This window comes from Paenibacillus sp. SSG-1 (assembly GCF_002224835.1).
Classification (GTDB): Bacteria; Bacillota; Bacilli; order Paenibacillales; family Paenibacillaceae; genus Paenibacillus_AQ; species Paenibacillus_AQ favisporus.
The window spans coordinates 6,624,982-6,639,025 of record NZ_MBRK01000001.1 but is presented as its reverse complement, the minus strand read 5'-3'; the positions used below and the strand labels follow the sequence as shown (position 1 = coordinate 6,639,025).

The following is a 14,044-nucleotide window of genomic DNA, read 5'->3' as shown; positions in this document are numbered from 1 at the left end:
GCGGCATACGTTGAAGACCAAAAAAAGGATTAGAGCGATAACCGCTCTAATCCTTTTTTACATAACAGACAAGGAACAGCGCCGAGAGAGTCCCCGTCACGCCCGCGATAACCGCAGTAACGCCAGCGGCCTCCGGCCGTTCCCTGACTTGATCATAACGTATGAAATGCATACCAGATCAAGATGTTTTTTTCGACACGCACTTTTTTAGGCTTGCGGCTCACTGACTTTGACTAACATTTTACCGAGATTCGTACCCTGGAACAGCTGCAGGAACGCGTCGACCACATGGTCAAAGCCCTCGACGATCGTTTCTTCGTATTTCAGCTTGCCTTCGGCCAGCCACTGTCCCAGCTGCTGCATGCCCTCAGCTTGGCGGGAGGCATAATCGCTCAGCACAAAACCTTTGATCATTGAGCGGGTCTTGATCAGCTTGGACAGAATTCTCGGACCCACATCCTCCGTGCTGTTGTAGGACGAAATCGCGCCGCACAGCGGAATCCGCGCATAGTCGTTCAGCAGGTTCATGACTGCATCCGATACGCTGCCGCCGACATTGTCAAAATACACGTCGACCCCGTTCGGACATGCCGCTGCCAGCTCTTCTTGGAAATTGTCGGCTTTATAGTTCACCGCTGCATCAAAGCCAAGCTCGCGGGTCAGGTACTCGCATTTCTCATCCGTACCGGCGATGCCGACGACGCGGGTGCCCTGAATCTTGGCGATCTGGCCCACGAACATGCCGACGGAACCGGCGGCTCCCGAGACGACGACGGTTTCCCCTGCCTTCGGCTTGCCGATATCCAGCAGACCGAAATAGGCCGTCAATCCGGTCAGGCCCAGCACACTCAAGTAAGCGGACAACGGCGCGATCGACGGATCGAGCTTGCGGACGCTGCCGGCATCGACCGTGTTATACAGCCTCCAGCCCAGCATGCCGATGACCTTGTCCCCTGGCTGCAGGTCACCGGACTTCGATTCCACCACTTCGCCGACGATCCCGCCGGAAATGACCTCATTCAGCTTGAACGGCTCCACATACGACTTCGCGTCGCTCATTCTCCCCCGCATATAAGGGTCCACCGACAGATACAGTGTGCGGATGACGGCTTGTCCTTCCTGCGGCTCCTGGACGCTCCCTTCGCGGAACTCAAAGTTTTCGGGTCCCGGCATACCTACCGGGCGCGATTGTAACAGAATCGAACGGTTCATCAATGGTTGTACCATACAATATTCACATCTCCATCATTTAGAATTGGATCAAAAGGCGATGACTACACGGCCTCAAAACCATCCAGCATTAATAGGATAGTTTTAAAACTTTCAAATTATAAAGAATAAAGAGGGGTTTCCCGCCCAATCATAGACTGTCCAGGAAACCCGGTAAAAATGCGTTAAACGTATCCTCTCTAAGCTGCCCGTATTTATTCTGGCCCCTCCGGTAAATGTGGATCAAATCGGCCTCATACAAAATCTTGAGATGATAAGACACGTTGGATTTGTCCATCCCAAGCGATTCGCCGACCTCACCGCATGTTTTGTGTTCCGGATGCCGAACCAGATACCGGATCATTTCGATCCGCTTCACTTCCGACAGCGCCTTGAAAATTTTGGCCCGCTTCTCATCGTCTTTTGACGTTAGTTTGATAGTCATGCAACTATCCTACTCCTTTGCCTTCGGCAGAGTCAAGCAGCCAAATTGTTACATCCCCTATTCTGCTGCCTGCTCTTTCTCGGTCGTAACAATGACCCCATCGATATTATCCCCGGAAATTTCATAGTTTGCGGAAGCCGGCTTATCAATTTTTTCCATATCGGCCGACGGGTAATAAGCGATCTCGTAGGTCTTGCCCTCTACCGTCTCCGTGATCTTCCCCTGCTGCTTTAGATAGTCCAGGTATTCTTCCAGCGCCATATTCTTCTCATACATCACGGCGCTGTGCGGCAGGCCGACATACCGGAAGTGCCACGGTTCATATTGGATGCCGGTAATGCTGATTTTGTCTTCGGGATAACGCAAAATAAAGCCGTACTTCCAGGCGTTCTCCTTCAGCCATTTGCCTTCCGGCGCCTTATCCATCTCCTTCAGACTGGAACCGATATCCATGGAGAGCCCCAAATTATGCTCGCTGGCACCGGCCGGAAGGGCATACTCGGAGCCTTTTTCCTTATACAGCTCCTCCTGCTTGTCAAAATCGCGGTAGCCGCTGCTGATGAGAAAATGATCCACGCCGTCCTTCCTGGCCGCGTCCACCATCGTCATAAAATGGCGTGCCAAATCCTCGGACAGCATAATATGCGCGTCCAGCAGGCTGTATCCTTCCATCAGGTCTTTATGATCAAACAGATTGACAACATCTTTCTTTACCGCATCCCCTGAAACGGGATGATCCTTGTTGACCAGCAGCAGGTTGCCCAGATGCACCTGATTCGAGCTGACGTCCAAATACAGACTCTCTTCCTTGGAAGGGGATTCATCTTCCGGCTTCGCCGAAGCTCCGCCCTGCTTGGCGGCTTCCTGTTCCGTTTCTGTCTTCACATGCTTTGTGCCCGAGCCGCCGATCTGATGCTGTACGCTTCTAAAGCCCACCAGCACCAGGATGACGATGACTGCGAGCATGAAAAACCACTTTCTCATTTCATCGTGTCCTCCTTCAATGCCTGTGTAATATAATAGAGGATCGCTTGGGAAATGAATAGGGGAAATTATGACTATTTCGCGGATTCGCCAACAATGTAAGGTGCCAGGGGCGTTCGGGAGACCGCCTTGACGATCGCCCAGGACAGCAGGATAGACAGCGCTCCACCGGCCCATACAAGCAAATGATAAGAGAACGGTCCGGTCTGCTGCACATAATCCCGCCACAGGAGCAGGAAGAATGGATGCAGCAGGTAAATGCCGTAGGAATACGTCCCGAGCGAAAACAGTGTCTTGTACAGCGGGCTTCCTGGACGGAATTTCCGCGCCAGCTGCAGCAGGAATAAGCAGGCCAGTGAGAAATACAAGCCTTCGGACAGCTTGTTCATGTACGATAGATACGGCTGCGGAACCCAGTGCGGAGCGGCGGTCTGCAGCCATTTCTGCCCAATATACACGGCTGCAGCCGCTATAAACGCTGCCGACATCCAGCCCGCGCCTGAGCCAAACGCTTGTCGGACGCCCTTCTCCCTCATCTTTTTGGCAGCATAAGCCCCCAGGTATAAATACAGCATATACGATCCGATAAACGTACCGATTTCGTCCATATGCCATACATAATAGTTCAGCAAATAGATGGCCAGCTGGACGGCGATCCCGAAGACGAGCGGATGGCGTTTCAGCACCGGAATTTTCTGCAGCAGCATAAACAGCGGAAACAGCAGGTAGAACTGCGCGATAATGATCATGAAGTACAAATGCTCGTAATTGTTCCCCAGCGGCAGGTTGCTCCAGAATCGATGCCAGCCCTGCTCCAGCGGGAGTCCGTGATCGTACGTATAATAGGCCGCATAAAAAAGGGACCAGAACAGATACGGAACCACGACTTTCTTGATCCGCTTTTTATAAAAAGAAAGCCAGCTCAGCTGCCTCCCGTCGTAATGATAGAACAGCAGGAGTGCGCTCAGGAACAGAAATCCCGGAACGGCGAAATTACAGCCGACGTTTACGATATAGTACAGTGGGTATAACGATGAACCGGTCGGCAGCTTCGTGACCGAAAACGAAGTCGTATGAATGGCAACCACCGCGATGATCAGTATACCTCTCAGCAGCTCCAAATAGGTTATCCTCTCTCTTTTTCCCACAATGTCCACCCCAGATGTCAGGATTCAGCCTCATAGAGGTCATTACCCATATGGTGGGGGCGGTTACCAAGGTATTTTCTAGGGGGCGAAAAGCAAAAGGCCCGCGGGATGATTCCCGGGGCCTTAAACTGCTGCATTAACAAACCGTTCTACAGATGCTGAAGCTTATCGGGGTTTCTGACGACAAACAGATCACGAATCCGGTCACCTTCCACATGGAGAAGCATGGCGCCTTCGACCCCCTCCTGAGACCGGAACACAATCCCAGGCTGACCGTTCAGTGAGACATGCTCAATCTGGATGTCTCCGTCAGCGGCCGAAAATTTGCGATACACGCCCAGCGCAAAGCGGGCGACGAAGATCGGCGACACGATCGGATGTACCGCCGCGGACGCCTTGCCGCCCCCGTCGGACGTGATGACGACGTCCTTCGAGAGCAGAGACAGCACGGAATCCATGCTGCCCTGCTCCAGAGCCGACAGAAACCGGTGGACCCACTCTTCGTCCGCAGCTTCCGGCTGAATCGGCATCTCGGGATCGAACCCCATTTTGGCACGGGCCCGGCTGAACAGCTTGCGGCAGTATACCTCCGTTTTCTCGACGAGTTCCGCAATGTCCGGATATTCAAAGCCCAGCGCCTCCCGAAGGATAAAGACGGCGCGCTCCAGCGGGGACAGCCGCTCCAGCAGCACCAGCATCGCGTAGGACAGCAGCTCCCCGCGAACCACGGTTTCGGCGGTATCCTCCGCCGACGTCTCGATCGGCTCGGGCAGCCATGGCCCAAAGTACTGCTCCCGCTGCCTCTGGGTGGATTTCAGCATATCCAGGCAGCGGTTCGAAACCATTTTGCACAGGTAGGATTTCGGTTCTTTCAGCTGTGCCAGGTCCCGGTCCGCCAGCTTCACGAAAACGTCCTGCACCGCATCCTCCGCATCGGACACGGAGCCCATCATTTGATAAGCGATCGAAAACAGCAGCGGACGGTAATTCTCATACAGTTCCCTCATGGATTGCTCACCTTTCCTACTGGCATGGCGCTGCTCACTTGAGCAGACTCGCATGATCCCAGGTGAATTTCCGAATATTCCAGCCGAGTCTCCCTTGTATGATCATATCGAGTCCCCACTGCCGGGTCCAGACCATTCCTTTGGCCGGACCAAGGCCGAAGCAGAAAATGTCCATATACCCTTTATGGACAGGTGCAGGACGGCCCTCGACATCCGCCGCCACGACCTGGCCGAGCCTGGCCGCCTGAGCGCCGGCTTCCTTGCAGGTCATACTGTCTGCCCGGCCCGTCTCCGGATCGACGATCTGCGCGCAATCTCCAATGCTGTAGACGCCGGGTTTGCCCTCCACCCGATAGCTCGCATCGACAACTACTTTTCCTTCCGCAGTGACCGGAAAGCCCATGCTGGAAAGCCTTGGATTCGGCACGATGCCAAGCGTCCATACGCACAGCCCTGCGGAAATTTCGCTCCCGTCCGAAAGGGCGATCACCCCGCCGCATTCCCGGATGACCTTGCGTCCGTGCAGTGTAGTGACCCCTTCATCGGCTAGCAGCCGCTCCAGCTTGCGGGACACCTTCGCCGGCCCCTGCGCAAACAGCCGCTCCTCGGCATTGACCAGGTACACCCGGATGTCCGCGGGATTGAGACCCATACCTTCGGCATCGGCACGAATGGCATGAGCCAGTTCGGCCGAGGTTTCAATGCCGCTGATGCCCCCTCCGGCTACGGCAAACGTCAGCAGCTTGGCGCGTTCCTCCGCACTGGCGCCGGCCGCTTCACGGAGATTCTGCTTCCACGTCCGGCGGATCTGTTCAGCCGCTTCCGGCGAGGTCAGCGCAATACCGCCCTGATCCGGCCGTGGACGCCGGACCATGCTCCCCGCCGCCATCACCAGGATGTCATATCCAAGGCGTGCGTCCCCGCCCTCACTGCGGCTATAGATCAGCTGCCTGGCGTCAAAATCCACACGCGTGACCTCCCCCTGAACGAGGTCTACGCCTTCCCCTTCCGGGAACAAGCGTCTCAAGGGGACGGCAATGTCCTCCTGCAGAGCCGCCGGCTTGAACAGCAGCACCTTGCGAAGGTGATAAGGATCCTTGTTGATCAAGATGAGCCTGAGTTCCCGGCCGGCCCCTTTAAGCGATTTTTGCAAAGCCTTGACCGCATTGATTCCGGCGTAGCCGCCGCCGACCACGACGCATGTTAACTTTTCCATAACGTCCACTCCCCGCTTTGGTTTTGCATATATCACGAGGAAGGGGGAGCATTTGTGACACTGAAAGCAGAAAAAAATGAAAAAGCGGCACATGCCAAAAAAACCTCCCGCCTTCGGGAGGTCTCACCGGCTTCTATGATCCGGCTTCCTGTAATCTATGACTGGGCGCCGGGATTCAATCCGCAAGACGCCTCGCCTGCAGCATTCACGCATTCCGCCTGTCCCACTGCCCCTGCGCTTCCTGGCTTCGAGCGCTCCAGCATGACGCTGCCCGCGGCTAAGGCGATGCCAATGGCCACGATCACGGCCGAAGCCAGCGGCAGTCCGGACAGCCCCAGCCTGCTCTCAGCCACATACCCGCCGATAAAGGCGCCAAGCGCATTGCCGAGATTAAAGGCAGAGATGTTCAGGGTGGAGGCCAAATCCTGCGCCGAGCCGGACCGCCGCAGCACCTGGACGTTCAGCGGAGTGACCATCGCGTAAGCGGCCGCTCCCCACACAAACACTGTAATAAGCGCGGGAACGACCGAAGTGCTCGTGAAATAAAAGGCGATCATCACTGCCAGCAGCAGGCCCATACTGCCCAAGAGAGCCGTATGCAGATGCCGGTCGGCCAGCTTGCCTCCAGCGGCATTCCCGATCACTGACGCCAGCCCAAACAGCAGCAGCACGATTGAAATGCGCTCCTCCGGCAGCCCCGTGATCTCCTGCAGGATCGGGGAGATATACGTAAAGGCCAAAAAGACGCCGCCAAATCCGAATACCGTCGTGAAAAGGGCCAGTACCGGGCCCGTACGCGCGACCTGCCCGAGCTGCCGGCGGATCTGAGGCCGTGTCACCTGCGGCATGTCTGGAATCTTCCACAGGATGCCCGCTCCGACGAGCAGCGTAATGATGACCAGCATCCAAAATGGAAAGCGCCAGCCGAACTGCTGTCCGAGCAGCGTGCCCAGCGGCCCGCCGATGACCGTTGCAATCGTCAGCCCCGACCCGGCCAGAGATATGGCCGCGCCTTCCCGTCCCGGAGCCGCCAGCTGGCCTGCCATGACGACGGCGGCACCGAAGAAGGCCCCCTGGGCCACGGCGCTGACGACGCGGGTGGCGATCAGCAGTCCGAAGGAAGGCGCGACTGCGCTGAGCAGGCTCCCTGCCCCGAACAGGGCCAGCATGTATAGGAGCAGGCGTTTGCGGGGGACCCGGACTGTGGCGACCGTCAGCAGCGGTCCTCCCGCGACAACCCCGAGTGCATAGGCGGTGACGAGCCATCCTGCTGTCTGAACGGTGACCTCGTACTGCCGTCCGATGTCCGGCAGCAGACCCATCGGGAGCAGCTCTGACGTACTGATCACAAAAATGCCCACCGCCAGCAGGAGGACCTGCAGGATACCGGACGGAACCCGTTTTCTTTCCCTCATGCCTGTCCCCCCTCTGCCCCGGGAGCTCCGCCCGGTCTGTCCACGATCGGCATCTGCAGCTCGGACAACACCGGGCTGGCCGGCTGGTCCGGCAGTTCCCAGTAAATCTCCCGGCTCGGTTCCTTCTCCGAAATGCCGTATCCCTGTTCCTCAAGCCAACCGGCCAGCTTGGCCGTGACCTCATAGGAACCCGCTAGGCCTGCGGAATGGGCTATACAAGCAAGCTTGGCGCCTTTCAGCTCCCTAACCCGGATTCGGCCTTGGTCCGGGAGGGGGCCCGCAACCGGAACGCCTACCTCCAGGTCCACGGCGTCTTCGCATTCGGCGCAGCTGTGCCACAGAACGATCACCCTTTGGTCCAGAGCGCCCTTGTACAGCGTCTTGACGGCCTTCCGCAGCTCCCGGATCAGCCCCGGAACCTTCGATTTGGAGGTGACTTCCCGAATGGAGGCGATCCATTCAGGGCCGGTCTGCCTCACGATGACATCCAGGGGCGGCTCTCCATCCTCACTCCGGTCCAGCTCATCCAGCCTGGCCTCGATCCGGTTCAGGCGAGCCTGCTCCTCCCTCAGCATCTCGGCAATTTCGGCCGATTTATGAAGAAGCATCGCCCGCATCTGTTCCGTGCCCAAGGCTCCGTCCAGCAGCGGAATCATCTGCTCCAAGGTGAACCCCAGGTCCTTAAACACCAGAATCCGGTGAACCCGCTTCAGCTGGTCTGCCGTATAGAATCGGTATCCCGTATCCGGATCGGTATAAGACGGCTTCAACAGCCCGATCTGGTCGTAATAGCGAAGCGCTTTGGCCGATACCTGGCTAATTTTCGAAAATTCCGTAATTTTGAACATTTCCCAGCCTCCTCTCCGCTCCAGTATAAAGCTTTCCCTTAAGTGGAAAGTCAACCCCCGTGCCAGCGTCCATCGTTCCAAGAATCCACAAGCTTTTACGAAATCCAAGGCGAATGTCCATACCTTTCATGACATAAAGAATACGATAAAAAATCAACGGTCACCACACCATGCGCTGCTGTCTAAGTTACTTTCTAACGGAGGGAGACCCCACCCATGTCACATCTACTGAGTCAAAGGGAAATCCGCAGCATTTCCCGGCGTTTCCGTCTGCAAACCCTTCGCTCCACGCCGGTCTCATCGTTTTACCGGAAAAACGCCGTGATCCAGATCCAGACGAACCTGGGCACGTTTGCATTAAAGCCGTATAACCGGAATCCCCACCTTCGCTCAGGTCTGGCTGCCCAAATCAAATCAGCCGCAAAGTATGTTCGTCTGTTAATGAACAACGACTATGGCTTTATGCCGGACTGGCTTCCTGCCGACTCGGGAAAGCTGTGGGTCATGCGCCAGGGGCAGCCTTATTATATGACGGAGTGGATTCATGGACGGCCGATGGGGACGGAGCAGGATTGTGAGCAGCTGGGCCACGCCTTGGCAAAGCTTCACACCCTCCGCTGCGGGCTGCCGCCCACAACGAAATCGGCTACCTTGGAGCAAGTTCGACTGTGGAAAGTCAAGGATCGTTATCTGCGGAAAAACATGGTTCAAGCAGCTTCCGCAAATACGGCGCTCCGAAGAGCCGTCATGAAATATGGCGCGGCTTGGAAACGCTTCTCTGATGAGGCATGGTCCGAAATCCGCCATCCGGATATTTCGCGGCTTTGCGCCCAGGAAAAGGCGAATCCGGCCTTAATTCACGGCGATATCACGCCGCCGAATGTCATTATCGCAAATGACGAGCGTCTTCATATTATAGACTGGGATTTTATCAGAGTCGGCTCTACCTATGCGGATACGGCCAAGACGATCATGAATACGACCGGGTTTAATACTGCATTCATAGAGGCTTTTCTTAGGGGATACGAAGGGATCCGGCCCTTAAGCCCACCGGAGCGAAAATTGATCACGGCATTATACGGCTTGCCGAGGGAAGCCTGGTATGCCGTCCGGTTCCCACGAAGCAACAGAAGCGCCGAGATGCTGAAGACCATGGACCAGACCTGGGTGCTCAGGCGTCAGGCGATGGAATATATGAGCAGGTGGGCAAATCTATAACCAAGGGGTGATGTTTGTGACGGACTTCAGGACCGGCATTGAAGAAACCTACGGCATGAGAATCCGTGAAATCAGGCGGGTAAAGGACGTGTTCCGAATTCGGACTCGTCTGGGTACTTACTGCTTGAAGGGCTACGATGTTCAAGTGGAAGAAGTCTTCTATATCGCCCGGGTCTTTGCCTGCCTGGACGAACGGGGATTTACCCGCAGTCCAAAAGTATACCCTACAACCGCGCTTTCGCCGGTCATGATCCATCAGGGCTCGGTGTATATGCTGACGAATTGGGTGCACGGAAGGCAGCCGGATTTTGGGTCAGCAGCGGATTTGAGGAAAGGCCTTCGCTCGCTGGCCAGGTTTCACGCTGCCGCCGAAGGCTTTCCCGCAGGGGAGGCCCCCGCCTCTAGAATACGTTATTTCGACTTGGAGAAAGATGTCTCGGATTATAAGGACCTGCTTGGGTGCTACGAAAATACACGCCACTTAGTCCCTCCTTGCGAAGAAGCGATCAGCCGGCTGCGAGAGCCCGCCGTTCTTGCGGCGATTACAGCGGAGCAGCAGGCATCTGCTTTTATCCATGGAGATTATAATTATCCCAACTTGATTAAAGACAAGCGGGGAAAGCTGCATCTGATTGACTTTGAAAACAGCTCACTGCATGTGCGAATGAAGGACTTAGCCCACATTCTCCACCGCAATTTTACCTGGAACGCGGGCGGAATGCTGCGCGCCGTCGAATACTACCAGCGGCACCGGCAGCTTAGCGCTCCGGATCTCTCCCTACTGCATGCACTGCTGTCTGCACCGTATCCCGTCGTCCGAAGCATCAAAATCGGCGGGATCCAGTCTGCCGCACGGGTCATCCCTTCTACAGACCGATTCTTGCAATATCAAAAAGAGCTGGGCGCATTGCTCACTTCCTCCTGAGTTCCCCGGCCATGCTCATCCTTCATCGAGATGGTGCGCCCGCCGCTGTTCAACGGAACGAAGGGAGTCTGTGGCAAGGCCTCAGTCCGCCCCAGGCTCCGGATAATAGCGGTACGCCTCTAAGTCAATCCGTCCCTCGGCATCGACCTCTATCCCTTCGCCCTTCAAATACAAAATTTGCAGCATGCGCGGCTCCTCCTCCACAAGGGCAATCTCGCCTTTCGCGTTGACGACCCGGTGCCAGGGAAGACGGTGCTTCTTGCCCAAGGAATGAAGAATGCGCACGACCTGCCTTGCCGCTCTCCGGCTCCCCGCCAGCTCGGCGATTTGCCCGTAGGTCATCACGCGGCCCTCCGGTATATTTTGAATAATGTGGATGACGTTCATCGTAAAAGGCGTCATTAGCTTCTCCAACCTCCAAAACGGGATTCATGCTTAAAGCGGTCGATCATATACTGATACGCCGGCCGCTTCCGGCTTTCCTGCAAAAACCGAGCCGTAACAGCAGGCCGCAAATCAACGATGGCTTTTCACTAGCACATCAACAAGGCCGCCTCTAAAGAGGCGGCCTTGTTTAGGCTGAGCGATTATACAAATCGTTACTTCACCGGAATCCAAATTTCCGAATACAGGTCCGGACTGGAAGGATCCTCGTCTGTATAAACCTCCAGCTCGGCGGTGCCGGTATACTCGTAACCGCTGGACGGAAACCATTCGGAGAAAATCCGCTTCCAGGCGCTCTGCATCGCGTCCGGCATCGGGCCGCGCACTTCGAACACGGCCCATTTGGATGCCGGGATGTCCAGCTTCTCCAAGCCTTCCGGCACCTCCTGGTCGCACTCGGTCGCAATCCAGTAGTCCATCTCCTCCGGTCTCACCGCGCTTTGATCGACGCATACGCCAAGCACGCCCTTGATTTGCCCGCTGTTCACGCGGAACAACAGGTCGTTGACCCCGTTCTGGTGAACCTCCTGCCACATCTTCGGAATCCCCTCGAGATTCTGGCCATTTTTACAGGAAAAGGCCCGTTTGACTCCAACGACCTGGAACGCTTCTCTCTCCACAATATGATATTTCACCGGTTCGGCTCCTTTCAGACTCACCTGGATGACCAGGCGGTTATAAAATTGCAGCTTCCCGATCCCTTTCCGCGCTTCCGTCGGGGTCACGCCGTGCTGCTTGCGAAAAGCTTTCGAGAACGCCTCGGGAGTGTCGTACCCGTATTTGCAGGCAAGGTCTATAATTTTGGTATCCGTCCCCGTCAGCTCCTTCGCTGCGAGAGACAGCCGCCTGCGCCGAAGATAATCGCCGATCGTAATGTCGGTCAGCAGCGTAAAGGTCCGCTGAAAGTGAAACGGCGACGAATGCGCCTGCTTCGCGATCTCCTCAATGGTAATGTCCTCGGAGAGGTGGTCCTCCATATAATCGATTGCCCGCTGCAGAGATTCTACCCATGCCATATATCCGATCACTCCTCGTAAGTCATCATAACCCCGTCATTCGCCAAAATCCTGTCATTCCGTGCTATTGCCGAACAGGTTGTCCGTTACATTCTTCCGTTAAAATTAAGTATACAACAGGAACACGGGGGTACAGCACTCCATTTGGCAAAGGCAGCACAAATCAGGGAGCCCGGCTGTTTGGGAACTCCGCATAGAACGAACGTCAAATAAGCCCGAAACGCGAAGGTTTCGGGCTGCCATCGGATGTGGCTGATCATCAGGTACGCTCACCGTTCACTTTTATTTTCCCCATTTCAGGAACATGGCCAGTTTGCAGCAAGGGTCGGTTTCAACTAACGGGTCGACGGTAATCCCGATTCCGCTCGGAGAAAACTCGGACGAAATCTTCGACCTGCTGCTGATCGATTTCATCAGCCGGTCCACCTCCTGCTTGTTGCCGGCCTGGGCGGCTGTCATCACCTGAACGGCAAAGGCATGGTCCGACAGCCGGTTGAGAATTTTGTAGCCCTCCTCCATCAGCGAATAATATCCCTGAATGGACTGGTTGAGGGTATCGGTCTTGATCTGCGGGTATTCACGAATCCATGAATAGTAATAGGGCCGCGGGTAATAATGGGGACACCATCCACCGTATGAGGGATAACTCATGGCGTGATCTCCTTTCTGTAGGCACCGGTCGGTCCATTATATGCCGCGGCTGGGCAATGGTGAGAGGCGCCTATCCAAAGCGCTTGGTTTTATACCATTTGCTCTGCCTGCCCGTCACTTTATCGACGATCATCGACCAGAAGGCCAGCAGCGAAATGACCAGAAACAGCTGGGCATACGTAAAGTAAGACACACAGGACAGGATGAAGTTCCTGACGTTGCTCTGTCCGATATCGGTGGCCAGTGCCAGGTTGATCTGAAGAACATAAATGTAGTACATCAGAGCCCAGGCGATGACCAGATACACATACAGGTCACTGCTGAATTGGAACGGAGATACCGTATCCGGGTGAAAGAGCGCAATGATCTGGTACACGAGGTTGACGATAAAAATGAGGTCGGAAACGATAATCGCCACCATGAACCAAAAATAACTTGCGGCATAATAAAGCACGTGCAGCTTGATCCGCCAGCTGCTCCGATTAAACAGCTGGTGGATATTGTCCACGACCACCTTGTAATTGCCATTGGCCCAGCGCTGGCGCTGCTTCATGTAGACGTCGAGCCTTTCCGGCTCCTGCTGATAGGCTTCGGCCTGCGGTGCGAGCGCGATCAGCTGGCCGCGGCCCAAAATTTCGAAGGACACCGCCGTGTCTTCCGTGATGGCGTGCTCATCCCATCCCCCGATATCCTCCATAAGCGATCGTTTGACGATAAAATTGGTCCCGGGGATCGTTCCCAGACCGAACAGCTCCCACAGACCGGTATGATGCACCCGTTGAATCGTGATCAGCTCCAGGTTGATGAATTGCGACAGCAGGTTCTGCCCGCGGTTGCGCGCTTTGTTCCGTCCGAACACCGCACCGTAGCGCTCTGGCTGCTCCATGGCTTTCTGGATCAGAAAGTAGAGGGCGTTATGCTCGGGTGCGGCATCGGCGTCATAGACGCAAATCCAATCGCCGGTGGTTTCCTTCAGCGCATCATTCAGAGCTCCGGATTTCCCGCCGGTGCCGGTTCTTTCCAAAATGAGCAGGTCCCTGTCTTTATAGCTGGTTCTGGCCTTCAGTGCCTTCAGCTTGTCCGCGGTGCGGTCGGTGCAGTTATCGGCGATCACGATGATCTGGACCTTGTCCGGGGGATAGTACAGCTGCAGAATATGCTCCACCGTCGCGGTAATGACCAACTCTTCATTATGGGCGGGGACCATCACCGTCACGGTCGGAAAATCGTCCATTTGCCCGCTGCGCACCAGAGCCCCCCGGTTCTGCCTGTACACAAACCGGATCGCCCCGGCCATGATGACAATCGACTCCAGCACGGCGATCCAGATCGATACGATCGACAGGAGCAGGATCACGTCAGCCACTGAAATTCCCCCGATCGTATTTTTTATTAACCTTGGCCCGGAACATCAGCGTGGCGATTGTCAGCACCAGCACCGCTGCGGCAAAAAGGATGCTGACGCCGATACATACGGGTATAAACCACTGGGCATACGACATGCGGGCGCCCCTCCTT

At 55.7% G+C, this 14,044-nt stretch carries 15 protein-coding genes; 2 read left to right on the top strand and 13 right to left on the bottom strand.

Features of this window, described 5'->3' with window-relative positions; all coding sequences use genetic code 11:
• Nucleotides 1-207: 207 nt before the first annotated feature.
• The 8 genes from BCV73_RS30295 to BCV73_RS30260 form a co-directional block, all read right to left on the bottom strand.
• A complete protein-coding gene (locus BCV73_RS30295) occupies nt 208-1,227 on the bottom strand; it encodes an NADP-dependent oxidoreductase (protein ID WP_256993049.1) in 1,020 nt (339 codons plus the stop codon).
• A gap of 133 nt (nt 1,228-1,360) precedes the next feature.
• On the bottom strand, nt 1,361-1,654 hold the full coding sequence (locus tag BCV73_RS30290) for an ArsR/SmtB family transcription factor (protein ID WP_076172099.1): 294 nt from the start codon (nt 1,652-1,654) through the stop codon (nt 1,361-1,363).
• Nucleotides 1,655-1,711: 57 nt separating this feature from the next.
• The gene (locus tag BCV73_RS30285; RefSeq protein WP_089549601.1) at nt 1,712-2,638 is read right to left on the bottom strand and encodes a M15 family metallopeptidase; all 927 of its coding nucleotides are present in this window, start codon (nt 2,636-2,638) and stop codon (nt 1,712-1,714) included.
• A 74-nt stretch (nt 2,639-2,712) separates the two neighbouring features.
• Nucleotides 2,713-3,759, bottom strand: coding sequence for an acyltransferase (locus BCV73_RS30280; protein WP_179232098.1), 1,047 nt, complete (start codon nt 3,757-3,759; stop codon nt 2,713-2,715).
• A 176-nt stretch (nt 3,760-3,935) separates the two neighbouring features.
• On the bottom strand, nt 3,936-4,793 hold the full coding sequence (gene sigJ / locus BCV73_RS30275) for an RNA polymerase sigma factor SigJ (protein ID WP_089549599.1): 858 nt from the start codon (nt 4,791-4,793) through the stop codon (nt 3,936-3,938).
• A gap of 34 nt (nt 4,794-4,827) precedes the next feature.
• Nucleotides 4,828-6,009, bottom strand: coding sequence for an NAD(P)/FAD-dependent oxidoreductase (locus tag BCV73_RS30270; protein WP_089549598.1), 1,182 nt, complete (start codon nt 6,007-6,009; stop codon nt 4,828-4,830).
• Nucleotides 6,010-6,164: 155 nt separating this feature from the next.
• Nucleotides 6,165-7,424: an MFS transporter gene (locus BCV73_RS30265; RefSeq protein WP_089549597.1), complete on the bottom strand. Its 1,260-nt coding sequence runs from the start codon at nt 7,422-7,424 to the stop codon at nt 6,165-6,167.
• Nucleotides 7,421-8,272 (bottom strand): MerR family transcriptional regulator, encoded by an 852-nt coding sequence (locus BCV73_RS30260; RefSeq protein WP_089549596.1) that lies wholly within the window; start codon nt 8,270-8,272, stop codon nt 7,421-7,423. The genes BCV73_RS30265 and BCV73_RS30260 overlap by 4 nt, the downstream gene beginning before the upstream one ends.
• A gap of 216 nt (nt 8,273-8,488) precedes the next feature.
• On the opposite strand from BCV73_RS30260, the gene BCV73_RS30255 reads away from it, so the two are divergent.
• Together BCV73_RS30255 and BCV73_RS30250 are read left to right on the top strand one after the other, a co-directional pair.
• A complete protein-coding gene (locus BCV73_RS30255) occupies nt 8,489-9,490 on the top strand; it encodes a phosphotransferase (protein WP_089549595.1) in 1,002 nt (333 codons plus the stop codon).
• 16 nt (nt 9,491-9,506) lie between these two features.
• Complete coding sequence (locus BCV73_RS30250; RefSeq protein ID WP_256993048.1) at nt 9,507-10,415, top strand: aminoglycoside phosphotransferase family protein; 909 nt, start codon at nt 9,507-9,509, stop codon at nt 10,413-10,415.
• Between the two features lie 81 nt (nt 10,416-10,496).
• Here the strand turns inward: BCV73_RS30250 and BCV73_RS30245 are convergent, their stop codons facing one another.
• The 5 genes from BCV73_RS30245 to BCV73_RS35225 all read right to left on the bottom strand — a co-directional run bounded on the left by BCV73_RS30245 (nt 10,497) and on the right by BCV73_RS35225 (nt 14,028).
• The gene (locus tag BCV73_RS30245; protein WP_089549593.1) at nt 10,497-10,817 is read right to left on the bottom strand and encodes an MGMT family protein; all 321 of its coding nucleotides are present in this window, start codon (nt 10,815-10,817) and stop codon (nt 10,497-10,499) included.
• A gap of 197 nt (nt 10,818-11,014) precedes the next feature.
• Entirely contained in the window at nt 11,015-11,875 is an 861-nt protein-coding gene (locus BCV73_RS30240) for an AraC family transcriptional regulator (RefSeq protein ID WP_089549592.1), read from the bottom strand.
• Nucleotides 11,876-12,157: 282 nt separating this feature from the next.
• Complete coding sequence (locus tag BCV73_RS30235; RefSeq protein ID WP_084203961.1) at nt 12,158-12,526, bottom strand: YuzC family spore coat inner layer protein; 369 nt, start codon at nt 12,524-12,526, stop codon at nt 12,158-12,160.
• Nucleotides 12,527-12,596: 70 nt separating this feature from the next.
• On the bottom strand, nt 12,597-13,892 hold the full coding sequence (locus BCV73_RS30230; RefSeq protein WP_089549591.1) for a glycosyltransferase family 2 protein: 1,296 nt from the start codon (nt 13,890-13,892) through the stop codon (nt 12,597-12,599).
• Nucleotides 13,885-14,028, bottom strand: coding sequence for a hypothetical protein (locus BCV73_RS35225; protein ID WP_163882044.1), 144 nt, complete (start codon nt 14,026-14,028; stop codon nt 13,885-13,887). Before BCV73_RS35225 ends, BCV73_RS30230 begins: the two co-directional genes overlap by 8 nt.
• Nucleotides 14,029-14,044: the final 16 nt, after the last annotated feature.

What these genes read in the sequence shown, in the direction of transcription:
- BCV73_RS30295 (WP_256993049.1), bottom strand. Translation starts at nt 1,227, where the DNA reads ATGGTACAACCATTGATGAACCGTTCGATTCTGTTACAATCGCGCCCG.
- BCV73_RS30290 (WP_076172099.1), bottom strand. Translation starts at nt 1,654, where the DNA reads ATGACTATCAAACTAACGTCAAAAGACGATGAGAAGCGGGCCAAAATT.
- BCV73_RS30285 (WP_089549601.1), bottom strand. Translation starts at nt 2,638, where the DNA reads ATGAGAAAGTGGTTTTTCATGCTCGCAGTCATCGTCATCCTGGTGCTG.
- sigJ (WP_089549599.1), bottom strand. Translation starts at nt 4,793, where the DNA reads ATGAGGGAACTGTATGAGAATTACCGTCCGCTGCTGTTTTCGATCGCT.
- BCV73_RS30270 (WP_089549598.1), bottom strand. Translation starts at nt 6,009, where the DNA reads ATGGAAAAGTTAACATGCGTCGTGGTCGGCGGCGGCTACGCCGGAATC.
- BCV73_RS30265 (WP_089549597.1), bottom strand. Translation starts at nt 7,424, where the DNA reads ATGAGGGAAAGAAAACGGGTTCCGTCCGGTATCCTGCAGGTCCTCCTG.
- BCV73_RS30260 (WP_089549596.1), bottom strand. Translation starts at nt 8,272, where the DNA reads ATGTTCAAAATTACGGAATTTTCGAAAATTAGCCAGGTATCGGCCAAA.
- BCV73_RS30255 (WP_089549595.1), top strand. Translation starts at nt 8,489, where the DNA reads ATGTCACATCTACTGAGTCAAAGGGAAATCCGCAGCATTTCCCGGCGT.
- BCV73_RS30245 (WP_089549593.1), bottom strand. Translation starts at nt 10,817, where the DNA reads ATGACGCCTTTTACGATGAACGTCATCCACATTATTCAAAATATACCG.
- BCV73_RS30240 (WP_089549592.1), bottom strand. Translation starts at nt 11,875, where the DNA reads ATGGCATGGGTAGAATCTCTGCAGCGGGCAATCGATTATATGGAGGAC.
- BCV73_RS30235 (WP_084203961.1), bottom strand. Translation starts at nt 12,526, where the DNA reads ATGAGTTATCCCTCATACGGTGGATGGTGTCCCCATTATTACCCGCGG.
- BCV73_RS35225 (WP_163882044.1), bottom strand. Translation starts at nt 14,028, where the DNA reads ATGTCGTATGCCCAGTGGTTTATACCCGTATGTATCGGCGTCAGCATC.